Raw genomic sequence first — 25,825 nt, 5'->3', positions numbered from 1 at the left:
ATTACTCCGCCGTCTGCTCCCGCAACTCCGCAACATCCTTCGCCGTCAGCTTCGAGCCCTTCGCGCCGAACCGCGCTGTCACGTAGTTCGCCACCGCCGCGATCTCGTCGTCGCTATAGGCCTTGCCGAACGCCGGCATCGACAGCGCGCCGTCCGGCGTGTCGCGCTTGGTGCCTGACAGCACGATTTGCGCGACGTTGGTGGCGGCGGGGTCGTTGACGGCCCAGGTGCCGGTCAGCGTCGCCATCGGCGAGACCGGGCTTTCGCCGCTCCAGCCATGGCAACTGGCGCAGGCGCTGGCGAACACCATTTTGCCGCGCGCATCCGCCGTGACGCCGTCCTTGTGCGAGGCGGGTGCGACGGGCGCGGTGATTGCGGGCAGGTCGGGCGAGGGCTGCGGCGGCACGCTGCGCAGATAAGCGACGATGCTGCTTATGTCCTCAGGCGCGAACTGGCTAAAGCTGTGGTCGACCGCTTCGCCCATCGGACCCGACGCCGAGCCGTGGCCCGGCGCATGGCCGAGCGACAGATAGGAGACCAGGTCCTCGTCACGCCAGCTGCCGAGGCCGGTGGCCTTGTCGGAGGAGATGTTGAAGGCGCGCCACCCGGCCGTGATCGCGCCTGCAAATTTCTTGCGGTTGTCCAGCGCAAAGCCGAGATTGCGCGGCGTGTGGCATTCGCCGCAATGCGCCAGCGCCTCCACGAGATAGGCGCCGCGATTCCACTGCGGGCTCTTCGACGTATCGGGCGCAAAGCGCGTGTCCGGATTGAACACGGCCGACCAGACAATCATCGCCCAGCGCTGGTTGAAAGGGAAGGACAGCGTGTTCTCCGGCGGCTTCGCGCGCACCGCAGGCAGGCTGAACAGATAGGCCTTCACCGCCAGCACGTCGTCGTCGGTCATGTAGGTGTAGGACGTGTAGGGCATCGCCGGATAGAGCCGGGCGCCGTCATGGCGCTTGCCGCGCTGGACGGCGTTGAGAAAATCCTGGTCGCTGTAATTGCCGATGCCGGTGTCCGTGTCCGGCGTAATGTTGGTGGAATAGAGCGTGCCGAACGGCAGCTTGAAGCCGAGCCCGCCGGAATAGTCCGTCTCGCCGGGCTTGGTGTGGCAAACCATGCAGTCGGCCGCCTTCGCCAGGTATTCGCCGCGTTCGACCAGGCTCGCCTTCTCCAACTTTGCCGGCACGCCGGCCGGTTTGCCGGCACGGTAATCCGCCAGCGCCACCTTGGTGCCGCCGGCGAAGTCGAGCGGGCCGGGCCCGCGGATGATCCAGACGCCGAGCGCCACGACGACAATGGCGATCACGACGATGCCAGTGAGGATACGCATCTTGCCGCTCATGCCTTTTTCCCCGCAGCCAGCAGTTTCCGATCGATCGGCAGGCGCCGCAGCGCCACGCCGGTTGCTGCGTAAATGGCGTTGCGCAGCGCCGGCGGGCCGGCGTTGACGCCGGCCTCGCCGATGCCGCCGGGCGCTTCGCCGCTCTTGACGACGACGACCTCGATCTTCGGTGTCTCATTGATGCGCATCATGCGGTAGTCGTGGAAGTTCGACTGCTGCACGCGGCCCTTCTCGATGGTGATCTCGCCATAGAGTGCGGCGGTGAGGCCGAACACCAGGCCGCCTTCGATCTGCGCCTTCACCGTGTCGGGGTTGACCGCGATGCCGGTGTCGACCACCGAGACGATACGGCGGAGCACGATCTCGCCGATATCGTCGATCTCCGCTTCCACCACGGTGGCGAGGAAGCTTGCAAACGACGGCTGGACGCAGACGCCGCGGCCGACGCGCGGTGGCAGCGGTTGGCCCCAGCCAGATTTCTCGGCGGCAAGATTGAGCACCGCGAGCATGCGCGGATTCTTCGTCAGCATCGAGCGGCGGAATTCGACCGGATCCTTGCCGGCCTTGCGCGCGAGCTCGTCCATCGCGCATTCGACCGCAAACACGTTGTTGTTCGGACCGACGCCGCGCCAGAAGCCGGTGGGCACCGCCGGCGGTTCGGCGCGGACATATTCGACATGGAAGTTGGTGAAGTCGTAGGGTGCATCCACGGCGGCATCGACCGCGTCGATGTCGATACCCTTCTGGAACGCCGGCGGCAGCCAGCGCGCCAGCACGGCGGAACCGGCGACCTTGTACTTCCAGGCCGCGACCTTGCCGTCGACCAGCGACGCCGTGACCTGGTCGCGATAGACCGGACGGTAGACGTCGTGCTGGATGTCCTCCTCACGGGTCCATATCACCTTGACGGGATAGTCGACCTGCTTTGCGATCTTCACGGCGGCCACCACCATATCCGGCTCGAGCTTGCGGCCGAAGCCGCCACCGAGCAGATGCTGGTTGACAATCACCTTGTCGACCGGGAGGCCCGCAGCCTTCGCCGCCTCCGACTGCACGCGCGTCATGATCTGCGTGCCGGTCCAGATCTCGCAGGCATCCGGCCTGACGTGAACGGTGGCGTTGATCGGCTCCATCGAGGCATGCGCAAGGAACGGCAGTTCGAAGCTTGCCTCGAACCTGTCGCCGCTGGCGAGCCCCTTGGCGATGTCGCCGACCGATTTCGCGACCACGCCGTCCTTCTCGCTGGCGGCGCGCAGATGCTGCCAGACGTCCTTCGTGCTGAGCTTCGCGTTCGGTCCCTCGTTCCACTCGATCTTGAGCGCATCGAGGCCCTTCTTTGCGGCCCACATGTGATCGCCGATCACCGCGACCGCATCCTCGAGCACCACGACCTTGCGTACGCCCGCAATTTTGACCGCCGCGCTGTCGTCGACCTTGCCGACCTTGCCGCCAAAGACCGGGCAATTGGCGATCGCGGCGATCTTCATGCCGGGCAGGATCGCGTCGATGCCGTAGACGACCTTGCCATTGACCTTGTCCGGCGTGTCGAGCCGCTTCAGCGGCTGGCCGATGATGACGAAGTCCTTGGGGTCCTTCACCCGGACGTCCTTCGGCGGCGTTTGGCCCTGTGCGGCCAGTGCCAGTTCGCCATAGCCGAGCTTGCGGCCGCTTGCGGCATGCACGACCTCGCCTTTCGATGTCGTGCAGCTTGCCGGCTCGACCTGCCATTGCGCCGCTGCGGCCTGCACCAGCATCGCCTTCGCGCTGGCGCCGGCGGCGCGCAACGGATTCCACCAGGCGCGGATCGAGGTCGAACCACCCGTGGCCTGCAGGCCGAACGCCGGATTGGCGTAGAGCTTGTCGTTGGGCGGCGCGTGCAGCACCGCAACCTTTGCCCAATCCGCGTCGAGCTCTTCGGCCAGGATCATCGCAATCGAGGTATAGACCCCCTGGCCCATCTCGACTTGCGGCATCAGGAGCACGGTGCGGCCGGTGTCTTCGACCCGGATGAAGGCGTTCGGCGCGAATTTGCCGTCGGTCGTGTCCTTCGGCTGCTCCGGCTCGTTGACGGCGGCGCGGAGCGGCAGATGGAAGGCGAGCAGGAAGCCGGTGGCGAGACCGCCGGTCAGAACCGCACGGCGGGAGACGTCAGGAAGAGTCTTGTCGGTGATCATGGCGGACCTCACGACTGACGGCCGGAGGCGGCTTGCTTGATGGCCTCGCGGATGCGCACATAGGTGCCGCAGCGGCAGATGTTGCCGGCCATCGCGGCGTCGATGTCGGAATCGTCAGGGCTGGGCGTTGCCGCCAGCAGTGCCGCGGCCGACATGATCTGGCCGGACTGGCAGTAGCCGCACTGGATCACTTCGGCATCGAGCCAGGCCTTCTGCACCTTTGCGCCCGCTGGCGTGCTGCCGACATGCTCGATCGTGGTGATGGCGCGGTTCGCGACCGCGCTGACCGGCAAGACGCAGGAGCGGACTGCCTTGCCGTCGACGTGCACGGTGCAGGCGCCACACTGCGCAATCCCGCAGCCGAACTTGGTGCCGGTCATCCCAAGGACGTCGCGCAGCACCCACAGCAGCGGCATGTCAGGTGGCGCGTCGAACGATTTCGTTTCGCCGTTGATGGTGAGAACAGTTGCCATATGCATCCCCTTGCTCGCTCGATCGCTTGCGGCGATCTAGTCAGCGAATTTGCGCGCACAATAATCATATCGATGCGAAACGATGAAGCGTCGACATGTCCGGCAATGCATTTTTGCGCAGTGAGCGCGTTAGGCCATGACGTTCACGAATTTGTGCGGCGATCACTGCAGTAATTTTGGGCTAATTGATATGATAATCGTCATTTTCTGACGCATTTTGCTCACAAGCGTCATTGATGGCCACAGAAGATCGTGCGAATGCGCAAAATCATGCGATGACGAAACTCGTGCGATTGTGGAAGTCGATCGACGGCGCGATCAATTGCCGCGACTCATTGTTGTGCCCTCTCCCCTTGTGGGAGAGGGCAGCGAGGCCGGTAGACGCAGGCTCATTCGGGTGAGGGGTCCGTCTCCGCGTACGGGCGCCGTTTTGGATCAAGCGACAAAGGGAAGCCTGATCGCGAACGAGGCACCGCCATGCTCCCGATTGCTCGCTGATATGAACCCGTTGTGTGCTTCGATAATGGTGCGCGCAATGGACAAGCCCATGCCCATGCCTTCCGCTTTACTGCTGTAAAACGGCTCGAAAACCTGTTTCAATTTGTCTTCTGGAATGCCGGGTCCGCGATCTGACACGGATAGCTCGGCGAATTGCTCGACGCGCGCGGTCCGGATGCTGATAGTGCGGCTTTCGTGAGACGTGTCCTTCATAGCCTCGACCCCGTTCAGCACAAGGTTCAAAATGACTTGTTGAAGCTGAATGCGATCGCCGAGGATCGGTAGCGCATCTGGCGTGATCACGTTGACCATTTCGAATTTTCGGCTGACGGTTAGCGCCGAAAGAAATCTGACCGTCTCTTGCACAACCTCATTGAGGTCCAGTTGCTTCAATTCGAACGGCGCCTTCTTTAGGAGGCTGCGCATCCTGCGAATGACCTCGGTGGCACGCCGGTCATCCTGTAAAATATCGTTCACAATTTCCCTGAGTTCAACGACATCGGAAAGTGCAGCGATATCGGGACGCTGCGATTGCAGGATCGCGGCTGCGGTTTCGGCGTTCGTCAGAATAGACCCAAGCGGCTGGTTGATCTCGTGAGCAATCGAGGCGGTCAGTTCGCCAGCGGTCGCGAAGCGATTAACGTGGGCCAGTTCAGTCATGCGCTGTCGCGACTGTACTTCGGCGAATTGACGACGGCGATGCTCACGTAGCAGGATAGCAATAAGCCCGGCTTGTATGAGAAAAACCGCGACGACGGATGCGATCAGCCATAAATACCGTTCCCACACCGATGGCTCGCGGAAGTAGACCGTGCTGCCGGGCGGCAGGTGGCTGTCGCTGATCCCGAACCGCTGCATTTGCCGCCAATCGAACCTTGGCAGCTCGAATTGGCTGGGTGCGACCTTTACGTCGCCAGCTTTTTCACCGTTTAGAATACGGATTGCCGCCGCGGCTGCGATAGTCATGCCCTTCTCGATCGAATGCATAGAGCCGCCGACAATCGAGCCATCAAAAAATCCGTCAAGATAGGAAAAGATGGGAGCATCGGCGGCAGCCGAGAGCCTGTGCAAGGCGGCAGTGCCCTCATGTGTAACACCCGCCGCATCAACGCTCATCAGATGCCAGAAGATGGCGCTGTGAGGTGGAAGATGTGCCGCGTCTTTCAGGATATCTTCAAATGACAGCTTGTTATACCATCGTAGTTCAACCCGCCCGCTGAACGGTGCGAGTTCTCGCTCCAATACCCCTTGCCAAAATGTTTCATTGGGCGAAGCCCCATTCACGACGGCGATCACTTTCGTGTCGGGCAACACCTTCAGAATAGTTTCGATGGCGGCAGGAAAATTATGAGCCGCAGCGGCCACGGTGTCATACTCGGTCAGCTTGTCGTATTGGACCCGTCGCGCCTCGACGGAAGTAAACATCATTGGTGTCTTGGGGAAAAGCTGAGCGCGATACCGCTGCACAAACTCGGCAGCTGGCGCACCGAGGGCGACAATGAGGTCGGGAGGTTTGGCCCCGTACAATGCTTGGAGGTAACCGATAAAGGGTGCGAGCGCCTTGTCGTCGTCCACAAGGGCGCTTAGCAGCGAGTGGTCCTGAAAGTCGATTGGGACTTTCGATTGCTTGATCATTTGAGGGCGAAGAAACTCAGCGAAATCGGTCCACGGTTTGAAGCGGAGGCCGAATGATTGCAGCATCAAAACGCGCTTGGGCTCAGGATCAGCCGCCCGACCCGGCCCAGTGTTGCCAGCAACAATGCGACGACCAGCGGGGCGGCGAAGGTCCGCCTGCAAAAGGATCGCCAGGATAGTGAGAACAGGCAAAACCGCATTGCCATCCTAGTCCCCTCGGTCCCGGAGCCTAATGGCACGGCCGAATGTTTAATAGGCCGAAAAACGGCTGTCGGCGGCTTGGCCGGGGAGAGCGATCAGGACTGGACCCAGCGGCAGCGGACCGCAACGATTCCGGGGACAATGAATTCCAGCCGAAATCTTGGTTTAACTGCACGCGCTAACGGTGGCTGAAAGTTGAAGCTCGGGGTTCGCCCGAGCTTCAACAGGAGCAAGCCATGCGAAGCCCAAAGCCGTTCACCGTCTATCAGCCGGTCCCGGCCAAAGCCCGAAGCCGCTCTTCACCGTCCACGCCTATTCGCTCGATCAGGCGCGGACTTGAGCGGAAGACGATGGAAGTCGCGGTCGACGGGTTAATAGGCGCAAATATAGTTTCCGTAAGCATCGTAGCAACTGCGGCGGTACGCAGCAGTGCCAACGGCAGCCGCGCCTACCGCTGCCGCTCCTACACCGTAGCCCCGATAGCCGTAGCCGCGATAGCCGCCCCGATAGCCGTAGCCACGGTAGCCTGCGCCGCGCACCGCAACAGCGCCGCCGCCTCGCGGTCCTCGAACTGCGACCGCACCGCCGCGATAACCGCCGCCACCCCGATAGGCACCTCCGCCGCGCCGAGCCTCGGCATCATCGGGGATCAAGCAGGCGGTGAGCAAAACGAAAGCTGCAAGAGAAGCAAGAATGAAGCGGAGCATGACAGAAACCCTTCCATGAATTCCTTAAGCCCCGCTCGCGAGATTGCGGCTCTCTCCGCGCAGGAGCTTGATGTAGATCAATCGAACCCGCGCACTGCGGCGACTACGCTGTGTTCTGCCGCACCTGAGAAGGCGATGAGCCTCAGTTGCGCAAGTTCCAAGAGAGAGGTCCGCCATGCATCCGAGCAAGCATCTTTCGATCAGGTCAGCGACTGTTGCCGGGATTGCTGCCAGCGCCCTGTTGGGCCTTGCAGGTCTCACGCTCAATCCAGGCCCAGCCAATGCGGTCGTGTATTGCCAATACACTGCCTACCCAGCGGGTTGCGTTGCTCGGGCAGGCGTCGTGCTCAGGCCCCGCCCGGTGGCGCGCGCCGCAGTCCGTCATAACGCCGGCGGCAATGCGAATGGTGGCGTCAATCGTGTCGGAGCCAGGCGGTAAAGGCCGGTTTCGCAAGCCAGGAAGAAGCCGCCATCGCTTCGTCCCGGTGGCGGCTTTGCTTTGTCTGGCGGGGATAGGCCACGGTACCGACGGGGCGGCTTTAGGCATGAAACACACTTGGTACGTCACTTTTGAAGTGCCGCTGGATGGCACACTGTCAAGACGGCGACATCCGCGGCTAACCAACACGTTTGAAAGCGAAGCAGCAGCCAAGGATTTTGCGCGAACCAAATTCAACGACGGACTGATCGTCAGTGCAGGGACTGTCATCCCTCACTTTCCGAGAGTGTCGATCCCATCGGCCGAAATCCCAACGTGGCTCGAAGCACCGAACCAAGTTGATCCAGATCAATAACTAGGCCACCGACGCTGGTGACATGCTCTAAGGGGCAGCAACCGGGAGCCTGACCATGAATGAACGTTCGGAGCCGAAACAGGTCTGTCGTCGCAACGCACTAACCTTCCTTGGATACGCAGGGGTGTTTGGGCTTGTGGTTTCGTCCTCAATTTTGGCGGCCTCAGAGGCTGTTGCTCAAACCACTGCGCCAGCCGCCGCGCCTACCACGCCGCCAGCGGACGCGCCGAAGTCAGGCACAGAACGCCGCCAGGAGCGGCGCAGCGGGCGAACAGAGCGCCGCCAGGAACGCCGCACGGGACGCACAGAGCGGCGCCAAGAGAGGCGTACGGGACGCGACGAGCGACGGGACGCTCGCGACGGCACCCCGGCCGCCACGACGACCACCGAGCAAAAGAAGTAGTCCGTTCATTGCCAAGCACAGCTACCGGGCCGCCCAAGCGTAGGCCCGGAAGGCCGTACAGCGCGCGGCCAGCGCCGTCTACGGAAAGCGGGGCGGGGCTATCGAAATCGGCTTCTCTCGCGAGGGGAGAAGAGGAGGGGATGGAAATTTCGGAATAATAGCAGTATACGCCTGTTTTGCCCGACGGCGCAAGCGCTTCAGAGGCGTCTGGATCGAGGGATTCATCAGGCGCTTAAGCCATTGATTCTGCCCGCCCCGGCTACTGTGCATGGGGTTGTTTTCGAGGTTTCTGATTCAGGGAGACCATGCGCCCCCGCCGCAAGCGCGTCGCGACGACCCTCAGCTCTGCCGAAAGCCCATCCGGAAGGCGCCCCAGTGCTTGCCGCGGATCATGATCGGCGAGGACAGGTCCTTCATCAGCACGAACTGCCCGCCGCCCATGTCGCGGCGATAGGTCTGCAGCAGGAACGGCTTGGTGTTGGCCGCGACCTTCTGCACCGCGCGATCGGTGAACAGGCGGCGGTTGCGGCAATTGGCGTTATTCCAGACCGGGTCCTTGCCCTGCGGCAGGCGGTAGTTCGGGTTGTGCGTCGGCAGATAGCCGCCCTTGGCCCAGGCGACGCAGAACACGATGCGGGGATCGGATTTCTGGATCGGGTCCTGGATCGCGGGCAGCACGCGGTCTGTGAAGTCGACATAGTTGGTGTTGTACTGCTTGGGATCGGTGCCGGGGATTTCCCGATAGTTCTCGTCCATGAACTGGTCGAGCGTGATCTCGCCGCGGCCGATGGCGGCTTCGAACTCGTCCGAGATCCGCTTTGCGATCTCGACGACAATTCGGATCAGCGGCGCATCCGATGTCTCGACGCCGCTGTCGGCGATCAGCGCGATCAGCCCTTCCGACGTGTCGAGCAGTTTGGTCACGCGCTGATCGGCGTTCTTGAGATCGCGTGAGGAGAGATCGACGCCCTTGGCGAGTTCGTTGAGCTCGCTGATGACGGTGTCGCAGTGTCCGAGGTTGGAGGTTGCCGCGCGCGTGACGCTGCCGATCTCCGCTTCCACCGAGGCGAAGCCCTGCTGAACCCGCGAGATGATGCCGGAGATCCGCTGGGCGCCTTCGCCGGCCGTCTTCGCGCGCTGCGAGGCATCGCTGCTCTCGCCGATCAGACCTTCGATCTGGCCGTCGAGATCGCGCACGGTGTCGGAGATCTGGTGCGTGGCCTGGCGGGTGGCTTCCGCGAGGTTCTTGACCTCGCTTGCCACCACCGCGAAGCCGCGGCCGGCATTGCCGGCGCGTGCCGCCTCGATGGTGGCATTGAGCGCGAGCAGATTGGTCTGCTTCGCGATCGCCTCGATCGAGCCGGAGACCTTTGCGACTTGTGCCAGCGCGGAGCCGACTGCGCTGAGCCGCGCCTCGATGCGTTCGACGGCTGCAACGAGTTCGGAGATGTGGCTAACCGCGGCGTCGACTGCGCCGCGCGACTGCGCGATCTCGCCGACCGCCGCTGACGTGGTCGTTTGCACCGCCTGTGACGCATTGGCGATGTCGTGGTTGGCCGACACCATCGTCTCGGCGGTTTCCTGGAGGTGGTGGAAACGTTCCGACTGGTTCGCGACGCGGCTTGCGACTTCCTGGACGTTGCCGGCGATGTCAGCCAGTTCCACGCCGAGGCCGCCGATGCGGTCGGCGAGCTGATCGATCAGCCGTTCGGAAAGTGTTCGGTTGGAGCCGGTGTCCAGTACTGCAAGTTGTACGACGGACATGTCTTGAGAGTCCTCCAGTCAGAGCCATTCGCCGGCTCTCCGCGGCATTCCCATTCCAATATCGATCTTAGGAGGTGATTCGCGCTTTGGCGTCTTGCCTGAGCGCGCACTAGAGCTTGTAGGCCGTCCTGAATCCGCCCCAGTGCCGGCCTTGCACGCGGATCGGAACGTCGATCTCGCGCATCATCACCGTATTTCCGTTGCCCATGTCGCGTGCATAGCTCTGCACCAGATACGAGCGCAGGTTGCGCGCGGCAGCCAACCCCGCCGGATCGTTGAACATCCGCCGGTTGCGGCTGTTGGCCGTGTTCCAGGCGGCATCACCAGGCCGCTGCGGATGCGAATAGATCCTATTGTGCACCGGCAGGAAGCCGTTGCGATCGACCATGGCGCAGAATGCCATGCGCGGGTCCTTCGCCAGAAAGGCTTCCTGGAACGCCGGCAGCGCGCGATCGGCCCAATCCAGATATCTGGTGCGGTACTGCTGCGGATTGGTTCCGGCGATTTCGGCATAATCGGTGTCGAAGAGGTGGTCGATCTTCACCTCGCCGCGGGCAACCGCCTGCTCGAAGATCGCGGTCAGCGCGTTACCCGCCTCCATGGCGCGGGTGACAAACTCCGTGTTCTCCTCGTGGATCGACCACAGCCTGTCCTCGATCTTCTCGCGTAGCTCGGCATTGGGACTAACGAATTGCGCGCGGGCCCCGGCCTTGGACTGCTCGACCACGCGCAGGCGGCAGGCACCGACGCCTTCGAGGGTGCCTTCGACCATGGCTTGCGATGCAAGGCGGCCCGCGTCCGCGCCGCCGATCAGCACGCCGTCCATCGCTATCTCGTAGACCGGCAGCACGCCGCGGGCGGTTTCGAGCTTGAGATGGCAGGGCAGCCGCTCGGTCTTGCGGCGGTCGTCGTGCTCGCTCTGGCGCAGCAGCACGGCGCAGCGCGATTTCAGTTTCTGTGCGAAGGCGGTCACGGCCTTGCCTGCGCTGGCGACGTGCTCGCCGTGGCTCTCGGCCGCCTTGGTCGCAGCATCGATCTCGGCTGCGCTTTCGCCGACCGAGATGATGAACTGCGACGCGCTGGTCGCGTTGCCGGAGACTTCGCTGGTGGTGGCATTCTGTTCGGCGACCGCGCCGTTGACGGTCTCGAACACCGGACGGATCGCCTCGATCGCCTGCGAGATGCGGTGCACCGCATCTGCTGAGCCGGCGGCGTCGCGCTGCAGAGCGTCGATCTTTTTGGTGATCTCCTCCGTCGCGCCTTGGGTCTGCACCGCGAGTGCCTTGACCTCGGTGGCGACGACCGCGAAGCCTCTTCCCGCAGCGCCCGCGCGCGCGGCCTCGATGGTCGAGTTGAGCGCGAGCAGCGTCGTCTGCCGCGCGATCTGTGCGATCAGATTGACGACGTTGCCGATGGCGGCCGAGGATTCGCGCAAGCGATCGACATTGGCGCGGGCTTCCTGTGCCGCGGCACTGGCCTCGTCGGCGAGCTTGCCGGCCTCGCGAACCTGCGCCCCGATGCCCAGCGCCGACTGGGTGAATTTGTCGGCGGCATGGGCGAAGGTGGAGGCATTCGATTGCGCGGCGTTGGTCCGGCCGGTCAGGGCGTCGGTGCGGTCGCGAATGGCGGCAAGCGTCGTGGCGGTCGCCTCGGCGCCGCCGGCCACCGAATTGGCGGCGCGCTCGAGCTGGCGAATCATGGCCCCAGCTCGAGTTCCAGCAGTTCCAGGATTTCCTTGGCCGAATCGCTTTCGACGGCCGCGGCAGGCTCGGGATGGGCCGCCGGCTGCGCGGCCTGCGGGGCAGCCGCAGTTGCAGCCATGTCCGGCAGACGCTTCCGAAATAGTTCGAATGCCATCAGCTCTCTCTTGTCACGGGACGGTCGGAGGCTATTTTCGCAGGCTGGAATGAAATCAGGGTTAACGATGCCTGACATCTAGGCACGGGCCCGTACGGTGTTACCTTAAAGTCGTAGAGCCTCTTTCTTTCCAGGGGGGTCGCGGCCTATAAGGCCGCGCTTCCCACGCTCACCTTGGCGCACGAGTCCCTAGAGAAGATCACGCATGGCCGGACATTCCCAATTCAAGAACATCATGCACCGCAAGGGGCGGCAGGATGCCCAGAAGTCGAAACTGTTCGGCAAGCTGGCGCGGGAAATCACCGTCGCGGCCAAGCTGGGGACGCCCGACCCCAACATGAACCCGCGCCTGCGTGCCGCCATCACCGCGGCGCGCCAGGAGAACATGCCGAAGGACAATATCGAGCGCGCCGTCAAGAAGGCGCTCGGCAGCGACAGCGAGAATTATGACGAGATCCGCTACGAGGGTTACGGCCCGGGCGGCGTTGCCGTCATCGTCGAGGCGCTGACCGACAATCGCAACCGCGCGGCTTCCGACATCCGCTCCTTCTTCGCCAAGTCCGGCGGCAATCTCGGTGAAACCGGCTCGGTCTCCTTCATGTTCGACCGAACCGGCATCATCGAATACGACCGCAGCATCGCCTCCGACGATGCGGTGCTGGATGCCGCGATCGAGGCCGGCGCCGACGACGTGATCTCGAGCGAAGGCGGCCACGAGATCTACGCCTCGACCGAAGGCTATCGCGACGTCGCCAAGGCGCTGGAGGCCAAGTTCGGCGAGCCGCGCAAGGCCGCGCTGATCTGGAAGCCGCAGAACACGGTCGCAGTCGACGACGAGACCGGCGAGAAGCTGCTCAAGCTGATGGACCTGCTCAACGAGCACGACGACGTCCAGCACGTCTACGCCAATTTCGAGGTGTCGGACGCGCTGCTGGCGAAGATGGGCGGGTAGGGGGGCACTTCCCCTGTTACTTCCGTTCTGTTTCTGTTTCCCCCACGGCGGCCAGCCGCTATCACTGGCTCATGACGACGCTCCCGATTCGTGGCCCCGTTCGCATCATCGGCATCGACCCTGGCCTGCGCCGCACCGGCTGGGGCGTGATCGAGGCCGAGGGCAACCGCCTGATCTACGTCGCCTGCGGCTCGGTGGAGCCGCCGGACGATTTGCCGCTGGCGAGCCGGCTGCTCGCGATCCATGAGGGGCTGGCCGCCGTCCTGTCCAGTCACAAGCCGATGGAAGCCGCGGTCGAGCAGACTTTCGTCAATAAGGACGGCGTCGCGACGCTGAAGCTCGGCCAGGCCCGCGGCGTCGCCATGCTCGCGCCTGCGATGTTCGGCATCAGTGTTGCCGAATACGCGCCGAACCAGGTGAAGAAGACGGTGGTCGGCGCCGGCCACGCCGACAAGCAGCAGATCGCGATGATGCTCAAGATTTTGCTGCCGAAGGCCGATCCGCCGTCCGCGGACGCCGCCGACGCGCTCGCCATCGCCATCACCCATGCCCATCATCGCCAGAGCACCGCGCTGCGGCTGAAGGTGGCAGGCTTATGATCGGCAAGCTCAAGGGCCTGATCGATTCCTACGGCGAGGATTTCGTCATCCTCGACGTCGGCGGGGTCGGTTATCAGGTGCATTGCTCGACGCGCACGCTGCAGCATCTGCCCTCGCCGGGCGAGGCCGCCGTGCTGTCGATCGAGACCTATGTTCGCGAGGATCAGATCAAGCTGTTCGGCTTCCGCAGCGATCAGGAGCGCGAATGGTTTCGCCTGCTTCAGACCGTGCAGGGCGTCGGCGCCAAGGTCGCGCTCGCCGTGCTCGGCACGCTTGGGCCGTCCGACCTCGCCAACGCGATCGCGTTGCGCGACAAGGCTGCGGTGGCGCGCACGCCGGGTGTCGGCCCCAAAGTCGCAGAGCGCATCGTCACCGAGTTGAAGGACAAGGCGCCGGCCTTTGCCAATGTCGATCCGGCGGTCGTGCACCTCGCCGGCGCCGTCGACGACCAGCGCGCGCCGCGGCCCGTGGCGGACGCGATCTCCGCGCTGGTCAATCTCGGCTACGGCCAGCCGCAAGCTGCCGCGGCCATTGCATCTGCATCGCGCAGCGCGGGTGAGAATGCGGAGACCGCGCAGCTCATTCGCCTTGGCCTGAAGGAGCTCGCGAAGTGAGCGATCCTAAGGCCAACCGCATGGTCACGCCCGAGCGCCGCAGCGACGATGTCGGCGACACTGCGCTGCGTCCGCAATCGCTGTCCGACTTCGTCGGCCAGCAGCAGGCGCGCAAGAATCTGTCCATCTTCATCGAGGCGGCGCGCAAGCGCGGCGAGGCGCTGGATCACGTGTTGTTCGTCGGTCCTCCCGGCCTCGGCAAGACCACGCTGGCGCAGATCGTGGCCAAGGAGCTCGGCGTCGGCTTTCGTGCCACGTCGGGCCCGGTGATCGCCAAGGCCGGCGATCTCGCCGCGCTGCTCACCAATCTCGAAGAGCGCGACGTGCTGTTCATCGACGAGATCCATCGCCTGAGCCCGGCGGTGGAAGAAGTACTCTATCCCGCGATGGAGGATTTCCAGCTCGACCTCATCATCGGCGAGGGTCCGGCGGCGCGCTCGGTCAAGATCGAGCTATCGAAATTCACCCTCGTCGGCGCCACCACCCGCGCCGGTCTGCTCACCAATCCCTTGCGCGACCGCTTCGGCATTCCGGTCCGGTTGAATTTCTACACCATCGAGGAGCTGGAAAGCATCGTCACCCGTGGTGCCCGCGTGCTCAACGTCGGCATGAGCGCGGATGGCGCCAACGAGATCGCGCGACGCGCGCGTGGCACGCCGCGTATCGCCGGCCGGCTGCTGCGCCGCGTGCGCGATTTTGCTTCGGCGGCCGATGCCGACAGGATCGATCGCAAGATTGCCGACCACGCGCTGAGCGCGCTCGAGGTCGATGCCGCCGGCCTCGACGCGATGGACCGCCGTTACCTCACGACCATCGCGCAGAACTATGGCGGCGGCCCGGTCGGCGTCGAGACGATGGCCGCCGCTCTGTCGGAGCCGCGCGATGCGATCGAAGACATCATCGAGCCCTATCTGATCCAGTGCGGCTATCTGCAGCGCACTCCGCGCGGCCGCCTGCTCACCTCGCACGCCTTTCGCCATCTCGGCATCAGCGAGCCATCGCGCGATGCGGCGGCACAGTTCGGCCTGTTCGGCACCGACGAGAGCGACGACTGATCTGCGCAAGTACGGACGGTCGGGCCGTCATGAATTTCCGGTGATCTCGTGCAGAGGGTCTGCACAAGCGCACCCCATTTCCGCTTCAATCGGGTCGCATCAACAAGCTGCATCACGATCGGGCTGCCATGATCACGCGCCGTCACCTCATCCGTTCCTTCGGCGGCCTCTCCGCTCTCGCCGTCTCGACCGCGGCCTACGGCGTCGGCGTCGAGCCGGTGCTGCGGCTTCGCGTCACCCGCTATCATCCAACCCCGCGGCAATGGCCGGCGGACTTCCCGCTGAAGATTGCCGTGATCGCCGACATCCATGCCTGCGATCCCTGGATGCCGCTGGAGCGGATCGAAGCCATCGTCGACCGCACCAATGCGCTCAGCGCGGATATCATCGTGCTGCTCGGCGACTATGTTGCCGGTCTGCACCAGGTCACGCGCATCATTCCGGCGAGCGAATGGGCCAAGGTGCTGGCCGGCCTGAAAGCGCCGCTCGGCGTCCATGCCGTCATGGGCAACCATGACTATTGGGCCGATAGGACCGTGCAGCAGGCCGGCCACGGGCCGACGGTCGCGCATCGCGCGCTGGAGGCGGCCGGCATTCCCGTCTACGAGAACGACGTCGTGCGGCTCGCCAAGGATGGCCGCGCATTCTGGCTCGCCGGCCTTGGCGATCAACTCGCCTTTCTGCCGGCGCGACGCTTCCGGAGCACGGGACGCTTCGGCGCCGACGATCTCGACGCGACGCTTGCCAAGGTCACCGACGACGCGCCGATCATCCTGCTCGCGCATGAGCCCAATATCGCGCCGCGCATGCCCGCCCGCGTCGCGCTGCAACTGTCCGGCCACACCCATGGTGGCCAGGTCCGCCTGCTCGGCTGGTCGCCGGCGGTTCCGCCGCAGCACGGCATCCGGCTCGCCTATGGTCATGTCCGGCTGAAATGCGACGTCATCATCTCCGGCGGCCTCGGTTGCAGCATCATGCCGCTCCGCGTCGGCGTGCCGCCGGAGATCGTCGAGGTGACGCTGGGGCGTGGGCCGGCGGTGGTCTAGCCACGCTTGCGCAGCCGGCCGTTTTTGCGCAAAACGGGCTGGTTACCGAAAAGCGAAGAGGCTCGCGACGTGACAGCTCATCTCGACGGCGAGATCCGCGACGGCCGCCACCATATGCAGGTCCGCGTCTATTACGAGGACACGGATTTCCCTGACTTGCCATTGTCGTAGTAGGCAAACGTGCTGATTTCTCGCGCCTTGCTGCGGTTTTCTGGGAAAAGGTTCTTGCCGTAAAGCGCGGAGCTGTTCAGGTAGGGCGTATATTCGTAGGGCATCCGCTTGCGAACCGGATGCACTACTATGCATTCGATCAAGTTGCGGAAGGCTACGCGAGTTTCGATCGCCTTCGGATTGGCCTTGAGCGCGGTGACCAGTCTTCTAACCTCCGAACGGTATCGGTCACCGAATTTCGGGTGATCGAAGCCAATGACATTTTCGCCGCCAGCGCCCAGCAGCCGCAAGCGCTCTTCAACGCTTTCCCGCTCCAGGTCGCACTCATCGATGCGCTTGAGCAACTCGTCCGGCTTCCGGCGGCTATTTGCGATGGCATATGACAGGCGTTCCATCTCGGTAGTCAACACGCGGCGTCGACGCTCTAGCTTAGAGTGTTCGCTGCCCTTGTTCCGATCGTTTTTGCGCTCCTCTTTCCAGGCACACATCGCCTCTTCAATGGCTTTCGGCGAAAGCAATTTCAGTTGGATTTTGTCGGAGGCATCCTCGAGCAGAACGTCCATGTCGAAGCTACGGGTGTGCTCGCACGTGCCCCGCTGATGCGCGCTCGCGCATGCCGCGCGCGGTGCGCCGTTACGCGAGGATTGAGCGATTCGCATGTGGCCATTGCAGACGCCGCACCGGAGCACACCGGCAAGCGGGTGCTCGTTGTTGCGCGGGATCACGGCGCGACGCCGCGGCTTGCCAGTCGGTCCGAACATAGATACGGCGCGTGCGCTACGAACCTCATGCGCTCGATTCCAGAGCGCTTGCGGCACGATCCGTAGCTCCGGCTTCTTAACTATGATGTGGCGCTCTTCTGGATTGCGGCGCTTCTGTTTCTTCTGGGTCTCCGGGTTGAGAATTGTCGAGCGAACGTTCCAATGTATCTCGCCTATATATAGATCGTTGCCGATAATACCGCGACCATGCCGGCCGCCTGTAATGCACTGGTGATTCCAGGTGGTACGATCAGCCTTGTTCTTGTGACGAGTTGCCCCTGGTGAGGGCACGCCTTCGCGGGTGAGATCAGCGGCGATAGTTCGGGTCGAGCGGCCCGCTGCATATTCGCTGAAGATGCGGAGCACAATCTTTGCTTCGTTGTCATCGATCACGCGTTCGCCCGGCGCGCCCGGCCTCGGCCGATAACCATAGGCGCATGAGCCAGGAATTCTTCCGTTGGCAACAGCGTTGTCATGGCCGCGCCGAACCTTTTCGGCGAGCTGCGGCTTGTAAATCGTGTTGTAGAGACTTGCGATGCTGATGTCAGTGGCGGTCGCATAGACCCCCTTCTGATCCATCAGCTCAACGCCGTTGAACTCGAAGACCTGCTTGAGACGCTGGATGGTTGCGGGATCGCGCGACAAGCGGTCGAAATGCTCAACCACGACTACGTCAAAGTCCCGGTTTCTCACACCGTTGAGTAAACGCTGATAGCCGTCCCGCGCACCTTCGGTAAGACCAGATTTTGCGGCATCGACAAACTCGCCGATGACATCGAGGTCGTTGCGCAATGCGACCTTCCGGCAGAGCAATAGCTGACCATCAATCGAGGTCGCCTTTTGCATGTCGCTGGAATAACGGGCGTATAGTACGGCCGTTTTCTTCGATGACGCTGTCGTCATGTCGGTCCTTTATCGGCTGCCCCGAGCCGTGATTTTCATCCCGTGCGACCTGACGTCCGATAGCGCGCGCCAACTCAAACCAGATTTCCTCATTGTCCGGATTATCCCAGCTCTGAGGATGTGAGGGGGCGAGCGGTCGAATGATCGCTCGTTGTCTTCGGAGAGATCGGGTGCGGGTACGCATTTGCAAACTCGCGAGCAGAAGCTAGCCTAAATTTCTGCGCTGCGCTACAGCCAAGCCGCAGCGATTACTCGCAACGCTTCTCGCATGCTGACTTCGGCAGCGTCGAATGAAAATGAAATTGTTGAAGTGCCGCGGCGCGCGTGAGGGCATTCCTAGCGATGAGGCGCGTAGTCGAGAGCAGATACGCTAAGCAAAGCGGAGTAAAAATACTTGCGGGTGACGGCGACGAAGTCCGTGGCTGCGTGAGCTGTGCCTAGCGGACCCGTTCTCGGTTCATGAGGCTTCTCGTACAGATGTGTAGTGGCCGGCGCGGAGCGCCGGCTCGTCCATCAACCGCTGGCGGACGGATTGTCGCGCACAGCCCAGTCGCCGTGGTTCGACCAAGGAACCGTCGCTGGTTGGGGCTTTCTTATTCCGTTGGTTCGATGACCCTTGCGTCGAGCCTCCAAGAGCAAGCACTCGCGTGTGGGTGAGCTCCGCAAGCGCGCGTCGAAAAAGCACTGTCAGAAAAACGCTTACTTCTGACAGAGTCCTCCCGTTCCGGCATCCAAGTAGTTCAAAACTGAACTCGCTTCAGCTCCCGTCCGGCGTCTGGATCCCCGCGGATTTCCTCCCTGTCGGCTGGCGACACACCGTCGATGATGCCCCGTGGCGCCTCACCAGCGCTGGCGATATACGCGACCCGCTGGCCTGTGGTGGGAAGAGCACGCCGAGTCTGCCGTCTCGGCCAAGATCGGGTTGGACAGGATACCTTCGCCGTTTTCCACGAGGAATCAGCCAGCCCGCAACGGGAATCGCGGCTCCGTCGAGGCATTAGGATGGCCGCCTCGGTGCGTCGGAGTGGTGTAATTATGTTTTGTCCTATTTTATTGAACGTCTTCGCGTTTATGCGTCCATGTTTTGTGGGAACGGAGACCACGATGCAAAAGCATCAGACCTCGCTTGAGAAGATCGAGCGCAAGAAGGATGACGCTGTCTTCCTAGTGTGTGAGTTCACCAAGCTCGGCGGTGAAGATCAGGCCTTGCGCGCGCTTCGCACCCCTCTGCGCAAGGGCCGTCTTGTACGGCTCGCGCCGTGCCAGTCCCTCGAGGCTGACGCCGGATGGCTTCACCGGCGCGGCGCGTCAAGCGCCCGACGAGCGTGGCGTGGAAGGGGAACCTACCGAAGCCGAAAGTGCCCTATGATGAGGGCCTTCTCGACTCAGATTCCCGTCAAACCCGGTCGTCCCTCAAGGCCGCCTCTCGCGTAAAGGTCCTGATCATCATCCATGCAGGCACATACACCAGGTCGTCGCGGGAGGCATAAATCCGCTCAACCCGGGCAATTGGTCCGGCGGGCTTCGGAGGCTTACGGCTGCCGCATTTGCTGATGAAGGCGGCGGCTCATGGCGCTGTCGATGGCTGCCTCGCGCTCCTTGAGATCCTAGCCTTGCAGGGCGCCGTCGTCTGACCTCCCGCGAGATCCAAAGGGCCTCCCGTGAGCGAGGGAATCTGCCCGCGGATCGGGCCGATGAGGAGCCGAAGCGCAGATCGTCGGTTTCGGAGCCGAAGAAGGACAGGCGCGCCGCATCAATACAGCCCAAAATGAGCGCGGAATTCAGCGATCGGGCCCCTCATATTCGGCCCAACAATCTGTCGTCTCGTACACCCTCACGCTCGAGAGTTGCGCAAGGCGCGGTTTCGCGTGCTGCCAGATCCAGATGGCGATATTTTCCGCCGTCGGATTTTCGAGTCCCGGGACTTCGTTCAGGCAATGGTGATCGAGCTTCTTTAGAAGAAGACCGAACGCTTCTTCCATGCTGAAGAAATCCATTACGAACCCGGTGTGCGGATCGACGGGCCCGTTCAGCACGACCTCGACGCGATAGGAATGACCGTGCGTCCGATGACAGCGATGTGTCTGCGGGACGGTTGGAAGTCGGTGCGCTGCCTCGAACTTAAATACCTGGGATATCTTCATCTGATGCCGGGATGTTTGTGACATTGCACGCTGATTCGCCATTTCCGATGAGTCAGGCGTTGCGCGACGGCCTGCCGCATGTGGTCGACGGCGCCAGGGCCGTCTGTGGGCCGAAGCAGAAATCGTCCGAGCCCTCTCATCGAACCGCCGGCACACGGCTGCGGCTACACGAATTTTGAGTTCGTGTCCGCGAGCGATGGCCAGTGCGGCGCGATTTGCTGCCGCAAACCCAGTTACCACGCCGGCCGGGACCAGCAGCCTGCCGTTCGTCTCGATCGCGACAAGGAACCCGAGATCATGGAGCGCTTGCACGACATCGTCGCCGAACCTAACACTGGTTCTGGGCACGTTCATTGCGTGTGCCATGCAGACGATGGAGCGTCTACTACAAGATCCGGTAGATGCCAAAGCCAAGTTGAGGCTGTAGGGTCCGGCCGCGTTCCCCGCCGATCATCATCGAGGAAAAACGCAACGGATGAGAAGTCAACAAAGGGCAGAACGGCACAATATGACTGGCAGAACCTAGGTGGCTACGCACGGACACCTCAATCAGGATCCTCGTTGTTCTACTTAAGAGCCGCAGAAGCCTGCGATTGGCGGGAGGCGTCATGCCTAGGGAAAATCGACCAAGGCAAAAATCAGCTTGTGAAACGTCAAACGGGTCCACGCGATCACGACGATCGATCGGCGCAGATAAACTTATGTACCGCTGTGCAAGAGCGGATCGGAAAAGCTTGCGCTGAGTGCGCGATCAGCGAATTTGGAAAATCGCGACACGTTCATGCATGAATGAGCCGGAACGGAATTCGCGCTCGAGAGCGAGCGAAGTTTGATGCCACAGAAGAAACAGCACATCGATCTATCGGACCCGAATCTCTCGAGCCTTATCCTGCGGCTCGCCATTCCATCTGTTGTTGGTTTATCGATCCATGCTTTACAGCAGGTCGTCAATGCGATCTTTGTTGGCGCACTTGGCGCGCAGGCGACCGCAGCTGTGAGCATGACCTTGCCGATCATGGTCCTGCTCGCGGCAGCCGCACAGGGAATCGGTGTTGGAACGGCGTCCTTCATATCTCGTCATCTGGGCGCTCGTGAGTACCTAGAGGCGAGTCGAGGCGCAAGTACAGCTCTCGCGCTCACCGCTCCGATTGGCATCATAGTTACCGTCGCTCTGCTTCCAAGTCTGCCAGCGATATTCGCAATCCTCGGAGCGACTCCAACCATCATGCCCGTGGCGCTCGACTACGCGGGAACGCTTTTGTTCGGGAACACCCTGATGCTTCTAAACATCGTTAGCGGGTTCATTGTCAGAGCCGAAGGCGATACGCGATTCAGCATGTGGGCGATGCTTACCTCGTTTCTACTGAACGCTGTGCTTGACCCTGTCTTCATATTCTTGTTTGACCTTGGCGTGCGTGGCGCAGCCCTCGCAACGCTGGTATCGCAGATCGCCGCTATTGGACTGTATATTGCGTATTTTGCGAAGCTTGGCGGGACAGTTCTCGTCAGGATATCTCACATATCATTGCGAGCAGATCGCATCAGACAGCTCGCGTTGGTGGGCGCGCCAGCGACAATGACGAGTATCTTATCGGCTCTTGCGGTTATGCTCTTGTACGGAGCTGCCGCACCGTTCGGCGATGATTCCATCGCTGCAGTTGGAATAGCTGTGCGAATCTTGATGGTCGGCGCACTGCCTATCACCGGGTTCTGCATAGGCGCTCAAGCTATCCTGGGTTTCGGTTGGGGCGCACGCGACTATGTTCGTATTCTGAAGGCTGCGAAGTTCATGCTCTTCGTGACGGTCGCATTCTCCATCGCGTATTCTGCGGCCGTTGTTGTTTTTGCAAGGCCTTTGGTGAGTCTATTTAGCGATAACGAGAATGTCACGGAAATAGCCGTCTCGTCCTGCATCGTGTTCCATCTCTTCTTTGGACTGTTTGGGGTTCAGAGTTTCGTGACGGCAATGCTTCAAGCGTTTGGGAGAGCACGCCTCAGTGCAATTGTGGCCCTGGCGAGGCAGGGCTATCTCTTCATACCGGCCGTACTGTTATTCCCGGTGGTTGCGGGTTTCGATGGGCTGTTAGCCAGTCAAGCAATCGCTGAGCTGGGCGCCGGAATGATCGCTCTGTTCGTCATGTTCCATCAGTTCGGTGAGCTCAGACGAGCGCTCCGGCACCGTGGCTCAAGAGCGATCGGGATAGCGGGTTGACCTTAGAATGGATGTCATCGAACCCAGAGCATTGGGCGCAAGCCTCCCGAGAAGCTCGCGGCAAGACGGGCTGCCAGTGGGCACGGATTTTGCGGGCTCGCGGGCGTGCGATCCGCGCGGTCCTTCCTCCAGCCGTGCTCCTCGCACTCGCGGATCGCACCGGCTCGCCTAGCGGACGGATCGGGCAGTTCGGCGAGCGATAGCCGATGTGCTCCCGCTCGCCAGGCGGGGTGGCAAGGGCTCTACGCAAGGTCGAAAGGCTCGGCTTTAGCAGAGTGGGTGGTTTCTGCGCTTATGCAGGTTTGTCTCTTAACCGCGTCTTTGGAGCTGACTTGAATGCCGCCGCTTTGGGTCGACACTTCGCAGGACGCTCTTGAATTTTCGCCTGCCACGATTTGCTGTTGGGCCGTCGTGGCCGCCTCGGTCAATCTCGCTTTCATCGCATTGGTGATATTTCTGGCGTGACCGCGAGACGCAATCTTGCTGATTGGACTAGTTGTCTCACCCGCGTCTGAAACGCGCAACACGCACCAGGGAGCTCGGTGCTCTGAAGCACAAGCATTCCGACGTTTCATATCCAGGCTCAGGAGCTATCCGTGACTGTCTGCACTGGGCAAGTGTTTGAGATGGCCGTAAAGCAATTCGAACTGATCGCGAATTATCCCGAGGATACCAGACGACCTAAGAACCCGCCTGCTGATGCCGAAGGAATCTGTCACGGTATTGTTCAAGGCTTTGGAGATGTCGGTTCGATCACCGCACTCGAGCTACACAATATGCGAGCGAAAGTGATCGGAGTCAGAGATCACACGGGCGCGCTTTATCGACCTCGGCGCTCGATATACCACAGCTGGTCGGACATGCTGCCTCCTAGGTAGCCTGGATGGCCACTCCAGCGAGCTTGCTCTAGACCCAGGCGAGCTGCTGACGATCCCGTGTGACGTGCTTGTTCCGGCTGCCCGGAACGGGGCATCGACCCCGAAACAGCCAGTAGCAAGGCCATCAGAAGCAGATCTTTCTCATCCCCATATTCTCCGCAACTCGGGCGGTGTCGTGGTCAGCTACTTTGAATGGGGGGTGCAGGGCTTCCAACGACTATTCTGGGAGGAGGAGGAAGTCACGAGTAGGGAGTATCAACTTTGGATCGTGCTTTCGAGCGCGTCTTGGCGCGAAGCAAACGTGAAAACAATCGCACGGCAGCCATCGCGATAGGTGTCGAGCGCGTTCGTGGAGCAAAAGAAACACGCGGACGGTTTCCCCATTAATGTGATCTCGCTGAATGTCTTTGTTATCAAGTTCGATATGTTGGGCCGATGACGGACCGGAGTTTCTGCACCGTAGGCCTAGGTGGGTCACCGCCGAAGTTCACGGCGGCGGCCCCTTCTTTACTAGTGAGTGAGTGCGTGCGTCTTACGAACCGCCCGTCGATCAGAATTGAACCTTGTTTTCACCCGTCAACTTCGCGAATCGTCCTACAAAGGCAAATGCGGAGCTTGTTGAAGTTACCGATTTCAGCCTGGCGCCGCTTCCACGTTTCCATCAGCTGCTCGACAGTATCTCACTATTATTTGGCGGCGGAATCCAACGTAAATCCGGGCGGGCCACGCCGGTAATGACTTCCAGCTTCGAAAACGCCTAGGACGGTTCAAGATACTTCTGCCAGGGAAACGCGTACGGCTTCAGGATGCTCGTCCAGCAGGGCTGGTGTCTGGAGCTGACTAAGGTGGGGCCTTTTCAATTGACCTTGTAAGAGGCCTGAAAGAACGTACCCCAGCGCTCCATGCTGAACTTTGAAAACTGAGCCGCAGTGGTTCCCGGATAACAGCCTGTGCATATCGCTTCGCTGTCCTTTTGGGTCCACATTGCCCAATAGCGCCCGCCGACGCCGAGGCTGAGATTATCGGTGATGAAGTAGGACAACACGCCTTCGACCTGTACACCCCCGCCTCCATTCCCGCGATGATCAATAAAGGTAGTCCTCGGGCGCAACAGATGGTGGTCGCGACCAGCGAAATCGGTCCAAGGCAGGTAAGCGACATCCGTGCTTAAACGCCAACGCTCGGTAAGCATGGTTTCGGCGCTCAGGCCGACGCGAGGTGCATTCCACTGCGTATCCTGGCTGCCAATGATTTGATCAGCCGACGCCGGGCATAGTGTCATGGGGTTGGCAATCTGCATGCATCCCATCGTATCGGAGTTCTGGGCGTAATAGGCCCAGCCGATAAATCCGCCGAGCTTGTAGTTGGCGCCGCGCAAAAAATCGTAACCCGCGTCGACCGTATAATAGGTGAACCTTCCGTTTGCCTGGCCCGATATCGTGTTGCTATAAGAGACCCCGCGAGGGAGGCTCCAATCTTCATCGTTCATCTTTCCTTTATCGAAGCGCCCGATGCCGACGTTGCTCTTCAGGAACACTCCCCACGGGCTGTCAAGACGGCCAAATAATTCGCCGGAAAGTCCGTCGAGGCCGTGGTAGGTGAGCCTTGATACAAGAATGTTAGGATCTCCAGTAGGGATCCCATGGGGAACAGCGCTGGCGTCCCATTGGAATCGTCCCCGGCTGAGCCAGAGCCGCGATCCGCCTTCGAACGACCAACCGGCCGTGTAAGCAATCGGCGGCGCGCCGGCAGGTGCTTTCGCATACAGCGGCGCATCGGCCCATTGCGCCGCCCATGGGTCGGCGCCAAAATGGTAGTTCAACCCGATCTTTCCGATGTGATAGCTGCTGGACAGGCTCGTTGTGTTCGCCGGAAGAATTGCGAACGGCGGAAGCTGCACCGTCGTAGGCGTTGCGACGCTTGGCCCACCGAAATGCAGATAGTCATACTCTACGTTGACCGACCATGCAGGCGTAAGCGCTTGTTCGACGCCCAGCCCGATGACGCCACCGACCTGACCATAGTCGAAATGAGTTTTCTTCTGTAGCCCGAGGTCATTGAATTCGTAGTTATTGAGGACGTTGCCCTGATTGTATTGCCAAGCCACACCTCCCTTGAGATAGGCCAGCGTATGGCCGAGAGCGTCCAACACGTAACCGACGCGACCGGTCCCGGTGGTAAAGAGGTTTGGACCAGCCGTGCAGTTTGCGCTCACAACAAAGCCGGAGGCGGCGAGACAAGTATTTGTGCCATCGGAGACAGCGCCGCTGGCATCTAGTTCGACGCCAAAGACCCAGCCGTTCTTCTGCCAATTGTAGCCGATCTGGCCTCCTGCGAGGAACACTGGGGTATCGACGACGCCGCCATAGATTGACGGACCGTAGGGATTACCGAAGGAGGTTCGGCCGTACCCACCGCCGACGTGCCCGCCAATATAGCCTCCGGACCAGCTCCACACCGCTGGTGGCAGTTTCACTTCTGGCTCAAGGTCCGCCGCATTGGCTGCACCGGTTGCGATGAGCGCAATTGTTGTGGCTCCCGAAAGAAAAACTCCAGATCGCACCAATACTTCCTTCCCTGCATTTTCTCGGTCGACAACCGAGCGCCCTTAAGTTATCGCCGCAGCAAAACGTCGGGCG

Annotated in this window: 20 protein-coding genes and 2 pseudogenes; 12 read left to right on the top strand and 10 right to left on the bottom strand. The window is 61.7% G+C overall.

Going from position 1 to position 25,825, the window contains the following annotated elements; genetic code table 11:
- Position 1: 1 nt before the first annotated feature.
- The 5 genes from IVA93_RS32330 to IVA93_RS32310 all read right to left on the bottom strand — a co-directional run bounded on the left by IVA93_RS32330 (position 2) and on the right by IVA93_RS32310 (position 7,033).
- Positions 2-1,345, bottom strand: coding sequence for a cytochrome c (locus IVA93_RS32330; RefSeq protein ID WP_018454598.1), 1,344 nt, complete (start codon positions 1,343-1,345; stop codon positions 2-4).
- Positions 1,342-3,519 (bottom strand): xanthine dehydrogenase family protein molybdopterin-binding subunit, encoded by a 2,178-nt coding sequence (locus IVA93_RS32325; protein ID WP_026232772.1) that lies wholly within the window; start codon positions 3,517-3,519, stop codon positions 1,342-1,344. The genes IVA93_RS32330 and IVA93_RS32325 overlap by 4 nt, the downstream gene beginning before the upstream one ends.
- An 8-nt stretch (positions 3,520-3,527) precedes the next feature.
- Positions 3,528-3,992: a (2Fe-2S)-binding protein gene (locus IVA93_RS32320; protein ID WP_018454596.1), complete on the bottom strand. Its 465-nt coding sequence runs from the start codon at positions 3,990-3,992 to the stop codon at positions 3,528-3,530.
- Positions 3,993-4,427: 435 nt separating this feature from the next.
- Positions 4,428-6,317 (bottom strand): ATP-binding protein, encoded by a 1,890-nt coding sequence (locus tag IVA93_RS32315; protein ID WP_247540817.1) that lies wholly within the window; start codon positions 6,315-6,317, stop codon positions 4,428-4,430.
- 380 nt (positions 6,318-6,697) lie between these two features.
- A complete protein-coding gene (locus IVA93_RS32310; RefSeq protein WP_083926372.1) occupies positions 6,698-7,033 on the bottom strand; it encodes a hypothetical protein in 336 nt (111 codons plus the stop codon).
- A 175-nt stretch (positions 7,034-7,208) separates the two neighbouring features.
- Here IVA93_RS32310 and IVA93_RS32305 point away from each other — a divergent pair, with 175 nt between their 5' ends.
- Together IVA93_RS32305 and IVA93_RS32300 are read left to right on the top strand one after the other, a co-directional pair.
- Positions 7,209-7,472 carry a hypothetical protein gene (locus tag IVA93_RS32305; protein WP_083926371.1) on the top strand — a complete coding sequence of 88 codons (264 nt, stop codon included), beginning with the start codon at positions 7,209-7,211 and terminating at the stop codon, positions 7,470-7,472.
- Entirely contained in the window at positions 7,438-7,827 is a 390-nt protein-coding gene (locus IVA93_RS32300) for a hypothetical protein (protein ID WP_231191003.1), read from the top strand. Before IVA93_RS32305 ends, IVA93_RS32300 begins: the two co-directional genes overlap by 35 nt.
- Positions 7,828-8,569: 742 nt before the next feature.
- Here IVA93_RS32300 and IVA93_RS32295 read toward each other — a convergent pair.
- Positions 8,570-9,994 (bottom strand): methyl-accepting chemotaxis protein, encoded by a 1,425-nt coding sequence (locus IVA93_RS32295; protein ID WP_247294131.1) that lies wholly within the window; start codon positions 9,992-9,994, stop codon positions 8,570-8,572.
- Positions 9,995-10,103: 109 nt separating this feature from the next.
- Positions 10,104-11,851, bottom strand: a pseudogene (locus IVA93_RS32290) (methyl-accepting chemotaxis protein).
- 205 nt (positions 11,852-12,056) lie between these two features.
- Here IVA93_RS32290 and IVA93_RS32285 point away from each other — a divergent pair.
- The 6 genes and pseudogenes from IVA93_RS32285 to IVA93_RS32260 all read left to right on the top strand — a co-directional run.
- Entirely contained in the window at positions 12,057-12,803 is a 747-nt protein-coding gene (locus IVA93_RS32285) for a YebC/PmpR family DNA-binding transcriptional regulator (RefSeq protein WP_018454592.1), read from the top strand.
- Positions 12,804-12,874: 71 nt separating this feature from the next.
- Positions 12,875-13,402, top strand: coding sequence for a crossover junction endodeoxyribonuclease RuvC (ruvC, locus tag IVA93_RS32280; RefSeq protein ID WP_018454591.1), 528 nt, complete (start codon positions 12,875-12,877; stop codon positions 13,400-13,402).
- Positions 13,399-14,016, top strand: coding sequence for a Holliday junction branch migration protein RuvA (ruvA, locus tag IVA93_RS32275; protein WP_018454590.1), 618 nt, complete (start codon positions 13,399-13,401; stop codon positions 14,014-14,016). The genes ruvC and ruvA overlap by 4 nt, the downstream gene beginning before the upstream one ends.
- Before the next feature lie 20 nt (positions 14,017-14,036).
- Positions 14,037-15,071 (top strand): Holliday junction branch migration DNA helicase RuvB, encoded by a 1,035-nt coding sequence (ruvB, locus tag IVA93_RS32270; RefSeq protein WP_018454589.1) that lies wholly within the window; start codon positions 14,037-14,039, stop codon positions 15,069-15,071.
- Positions 15,072-15,199: 128 nt separating this feature from the next.
- Complete coding sequence (locus tag IVA93_RS32265) at positions 15,200-16,117, top strand: metallophosphoesterase (protein ID WP_018454588.1); 918 nt, start codon at positions 15,200-15,202, stop codon at positions 16,115-16,117.
- Between the two features lie 69 nt (positions 16,118-16,186).
- Positions 16,187-16,267, top strand: a pseudogene (locus tag IVA93_RS32260) (acyl-CoA thioester hydrolase); the annotation flags it as partial.
- On the opposite strand, the gene IVA93_RS32255 reads toward IVA93_RS32260, so the two are convergent.
- Together IVA93_RS32255 and queD are read right to left on the bottom strand one after the other, a co-directional pair.
- Complete coding sequence (locus IVA93_RS32255) at positions 16,249-17,952, bottom strand: recombinase family protein (RefSeq protein ID WP_018454587.1); 1,704 nt, start codon at positions 17,950-17,952, stop codon at positions 16,249-16,251. The pseudogene IVA93_RS32260 and the gene IVA93_RS32255 overlap by 19 nt on opposite strands.
- Before the next feature lie 1,781 nt (positions 17,953-19,733).
- Entirely contained in the window at positions 19,734-20,096 is a 363-nt protein-coding gene (queD, locus tag IVA93_RS32250) for a 6-carboxytetrahydropterin synthase QueD (protein WP_018454585.1), read from the bottom strand.
- A gap of 832 nt (positions 20,097-20,928) precedes the next feature.
- Between queD and IVA93_RS32245 the strand changes: the two genes are divergently transcribed.
- From IVA93_RS32245 to IVA93_RS32230, 4 genes are all read left to right on the top strand, one after another.
- The gene (locus IVA93_RS32245; RefSeq protein ID WP_247789463.1) at positions 20,929-22,308 is read left to right on the top strand and encodes an MATE family efflux transporter; all 1,380 of its coding nucleotides are present in this window, start codon (positions 20,929-20,931) and stop codon (positions 22,306-22,308) included.
- 626 nt (positions 22,309-22,934) lie between these two features.
- Positions 22,935-23,186 (top strand): hypothetical protein, encoded by a 252-nt coding sequence (locus IVA93_RS32240; protein WP_245288394.1) that lies wholly within the window; start codon positions 22,935-22,937, stop codon positions 23,184-23,186.
- A gap of 64 nt (positions 23,187-23,250) precedes the next feature.
- Positions 23,251-23,520, top strand: a complete 270-nt coding sequence (locus IVA93_RS41055; protein WP_346771313.1) for a Rossmann-fold NAD(P)-binding domain-containing protein — start codon at positions 23,251-23,253, stop codon at positions 23,518-23,520.
- A gap of 229 nt (positions 23,521-23,749) precedes the next feature.
- A complete protein-coding gene (locus IVA93_RS32230; protein WP_247789462.1) occupies positions 23,750-23,947 on the top strand; it encodes a hypothetical protein in 198 nt (65 codons plus the stop codon).
- Positions 23,948-24,042: 95 nt separating this feature from the next.
- Here IVA93_RS32230 and IVA93_RS32225 read toward each other — a convergent pair whose 3' ends face one another.
- A complete protein-coding gene (locus IVA93_RS32225) occupies positions 24,043-25,749 on the bottom strand; it encodes an outer membrane beta-barrel protein (protein WP_247789461.1) in 1,707 nt (568 codons plus the stop codon).
- Between the last annotated feature and the right edge of the window lie 76 nt (positions 25,750-25,825).

The sequence above is a fragment of the Bradyrhizobium sp. 155 genome, assembly GCF_023101105.1.
Classification (GTDB): domain Bacteria; phylum Pseudomonadota; class Alphaproteobacteria; order Rhizobiales; family Xanthobacteraceae; genus Bradyrhizobium; species Bradyrhizobium canariense_D.
This window is presented reverse-complemented; position numbering and strand designations above follow the sequence as displayed.

Excerpts from the sequence above, each read along its gene's own strand:
- IVA93_RS32330 (WP_018454598.1), bottom strand. The coding sequence starts at position 1,345 with ATGAGCGGCAAGATGCGTATCCTCACTGGCATCGTCGTGATCGCCATT.
- IVA93_RS32325 (WP_026232772.1), bottom strand. The coding sequence starts at position 3,519 with ATGATCACCGACAAGACTCTTCCTGACGTCTCCCGCCGTGCGGTTCTG.
- IVA93_RS32320 (WP_018454596.1), bottom strand. The coding sequence starts at position 3,992 with ATGGCAACTGTTCTCACCATCAACGGCGAAACGAAATCGTTCGACGCG.
- IVA93_RS32310 (WP_083926372.1), bottom strand. The coding sequence starts at position 7,033 with ATGCTCCGCTTCATTCTTGCTTCTCTTGCAGCTTTCGTTTTGCTCACC.
- IVA93_RS32305 (WP_083926371.1), top strand. The coding sequence starts at position 7,209 with ATGCATCCGAGCAAGCATCTTTCGATCAGGTCAGCGACTGTTGCCGGG.
- IVA93_RS32300 (WP_231191003.1), top strand. The coding sequence starts at position 7,438 with ATGGTGGCGTCAATCGTGTCGGAGCCAGGCGGTAAAGGCCGGTTTCGC.
- IVA93_RS32295 (WP_247294131.1), bottom strand. The coding sequence starts at position 9,994 with ATGTCCGTCGTACAACTTGCAGTACTGGACACCGGCTCCAACCGAACA.
- IVA93_RS32285 (WP_018454592.1), top strand. The coding sequence starts at position 12,057 with ATGGCCGGACATTCCCAATTCAAGAACATCATGCACCGCAAGGGGCGG.
- ruvC (WP_018454591.1), top strand. The coding sequence starts at position 12,875 with ATGACGACGCTCCCGATTCGTGGCCCCGTTCGCATCATCGGCATCGAC.
- ruvA (WP_018454590.1), top strand. The coding sequence starts at position 13,399 with ATGATCGGCAAGCTCAAGGGCCTGATCGATTCCTACGGCGAGGATTTC.
- ruvB (WP_018454589.1), top strand. The coding sequence starts at position 14,037 with ATGGTCACGCCCGAGCGCCGCAGCGACGATGTCGGCGACACTGCGCTG.
- IVA93_RS32265 (WP_018454588.1), top strand. The coding sequence starts at position 15,200 with ATGATCACGCGCCGTCACCTCATCCGTTCCTTCGGCGGCCTCTCCGCT.
- IVA93_RS32255 (WP_018454587.1), bottom strand. The coding sequence starts at position 17,952 with ATGACGACAGCGTCATCGAAGAAAACGGCCGTACTATACGCCCGTTAT.
- queD (WP_018454585.1), bottom strand. The coding sequence starts at position 20,096 with ATGAAGATATCCCAGGTATTTAAGTTCGAGGCAGCGCACCGACTTCCA.
- IVA93_RS32245 (WP_247789463.1), top strand. The coding sequence starts at position 20,929 with ATGCCACAGAAGAAACAGCACATCGATCTATCGGACCCGAATCTCTCG.
- IVA93_RS32240 (WP_245288394.1), top strand. The coding sequence starts at position 22,935 with ATGGCCGTAAAGCAATTCGAACTGATCGCGAATTATCCCGAGGATACC.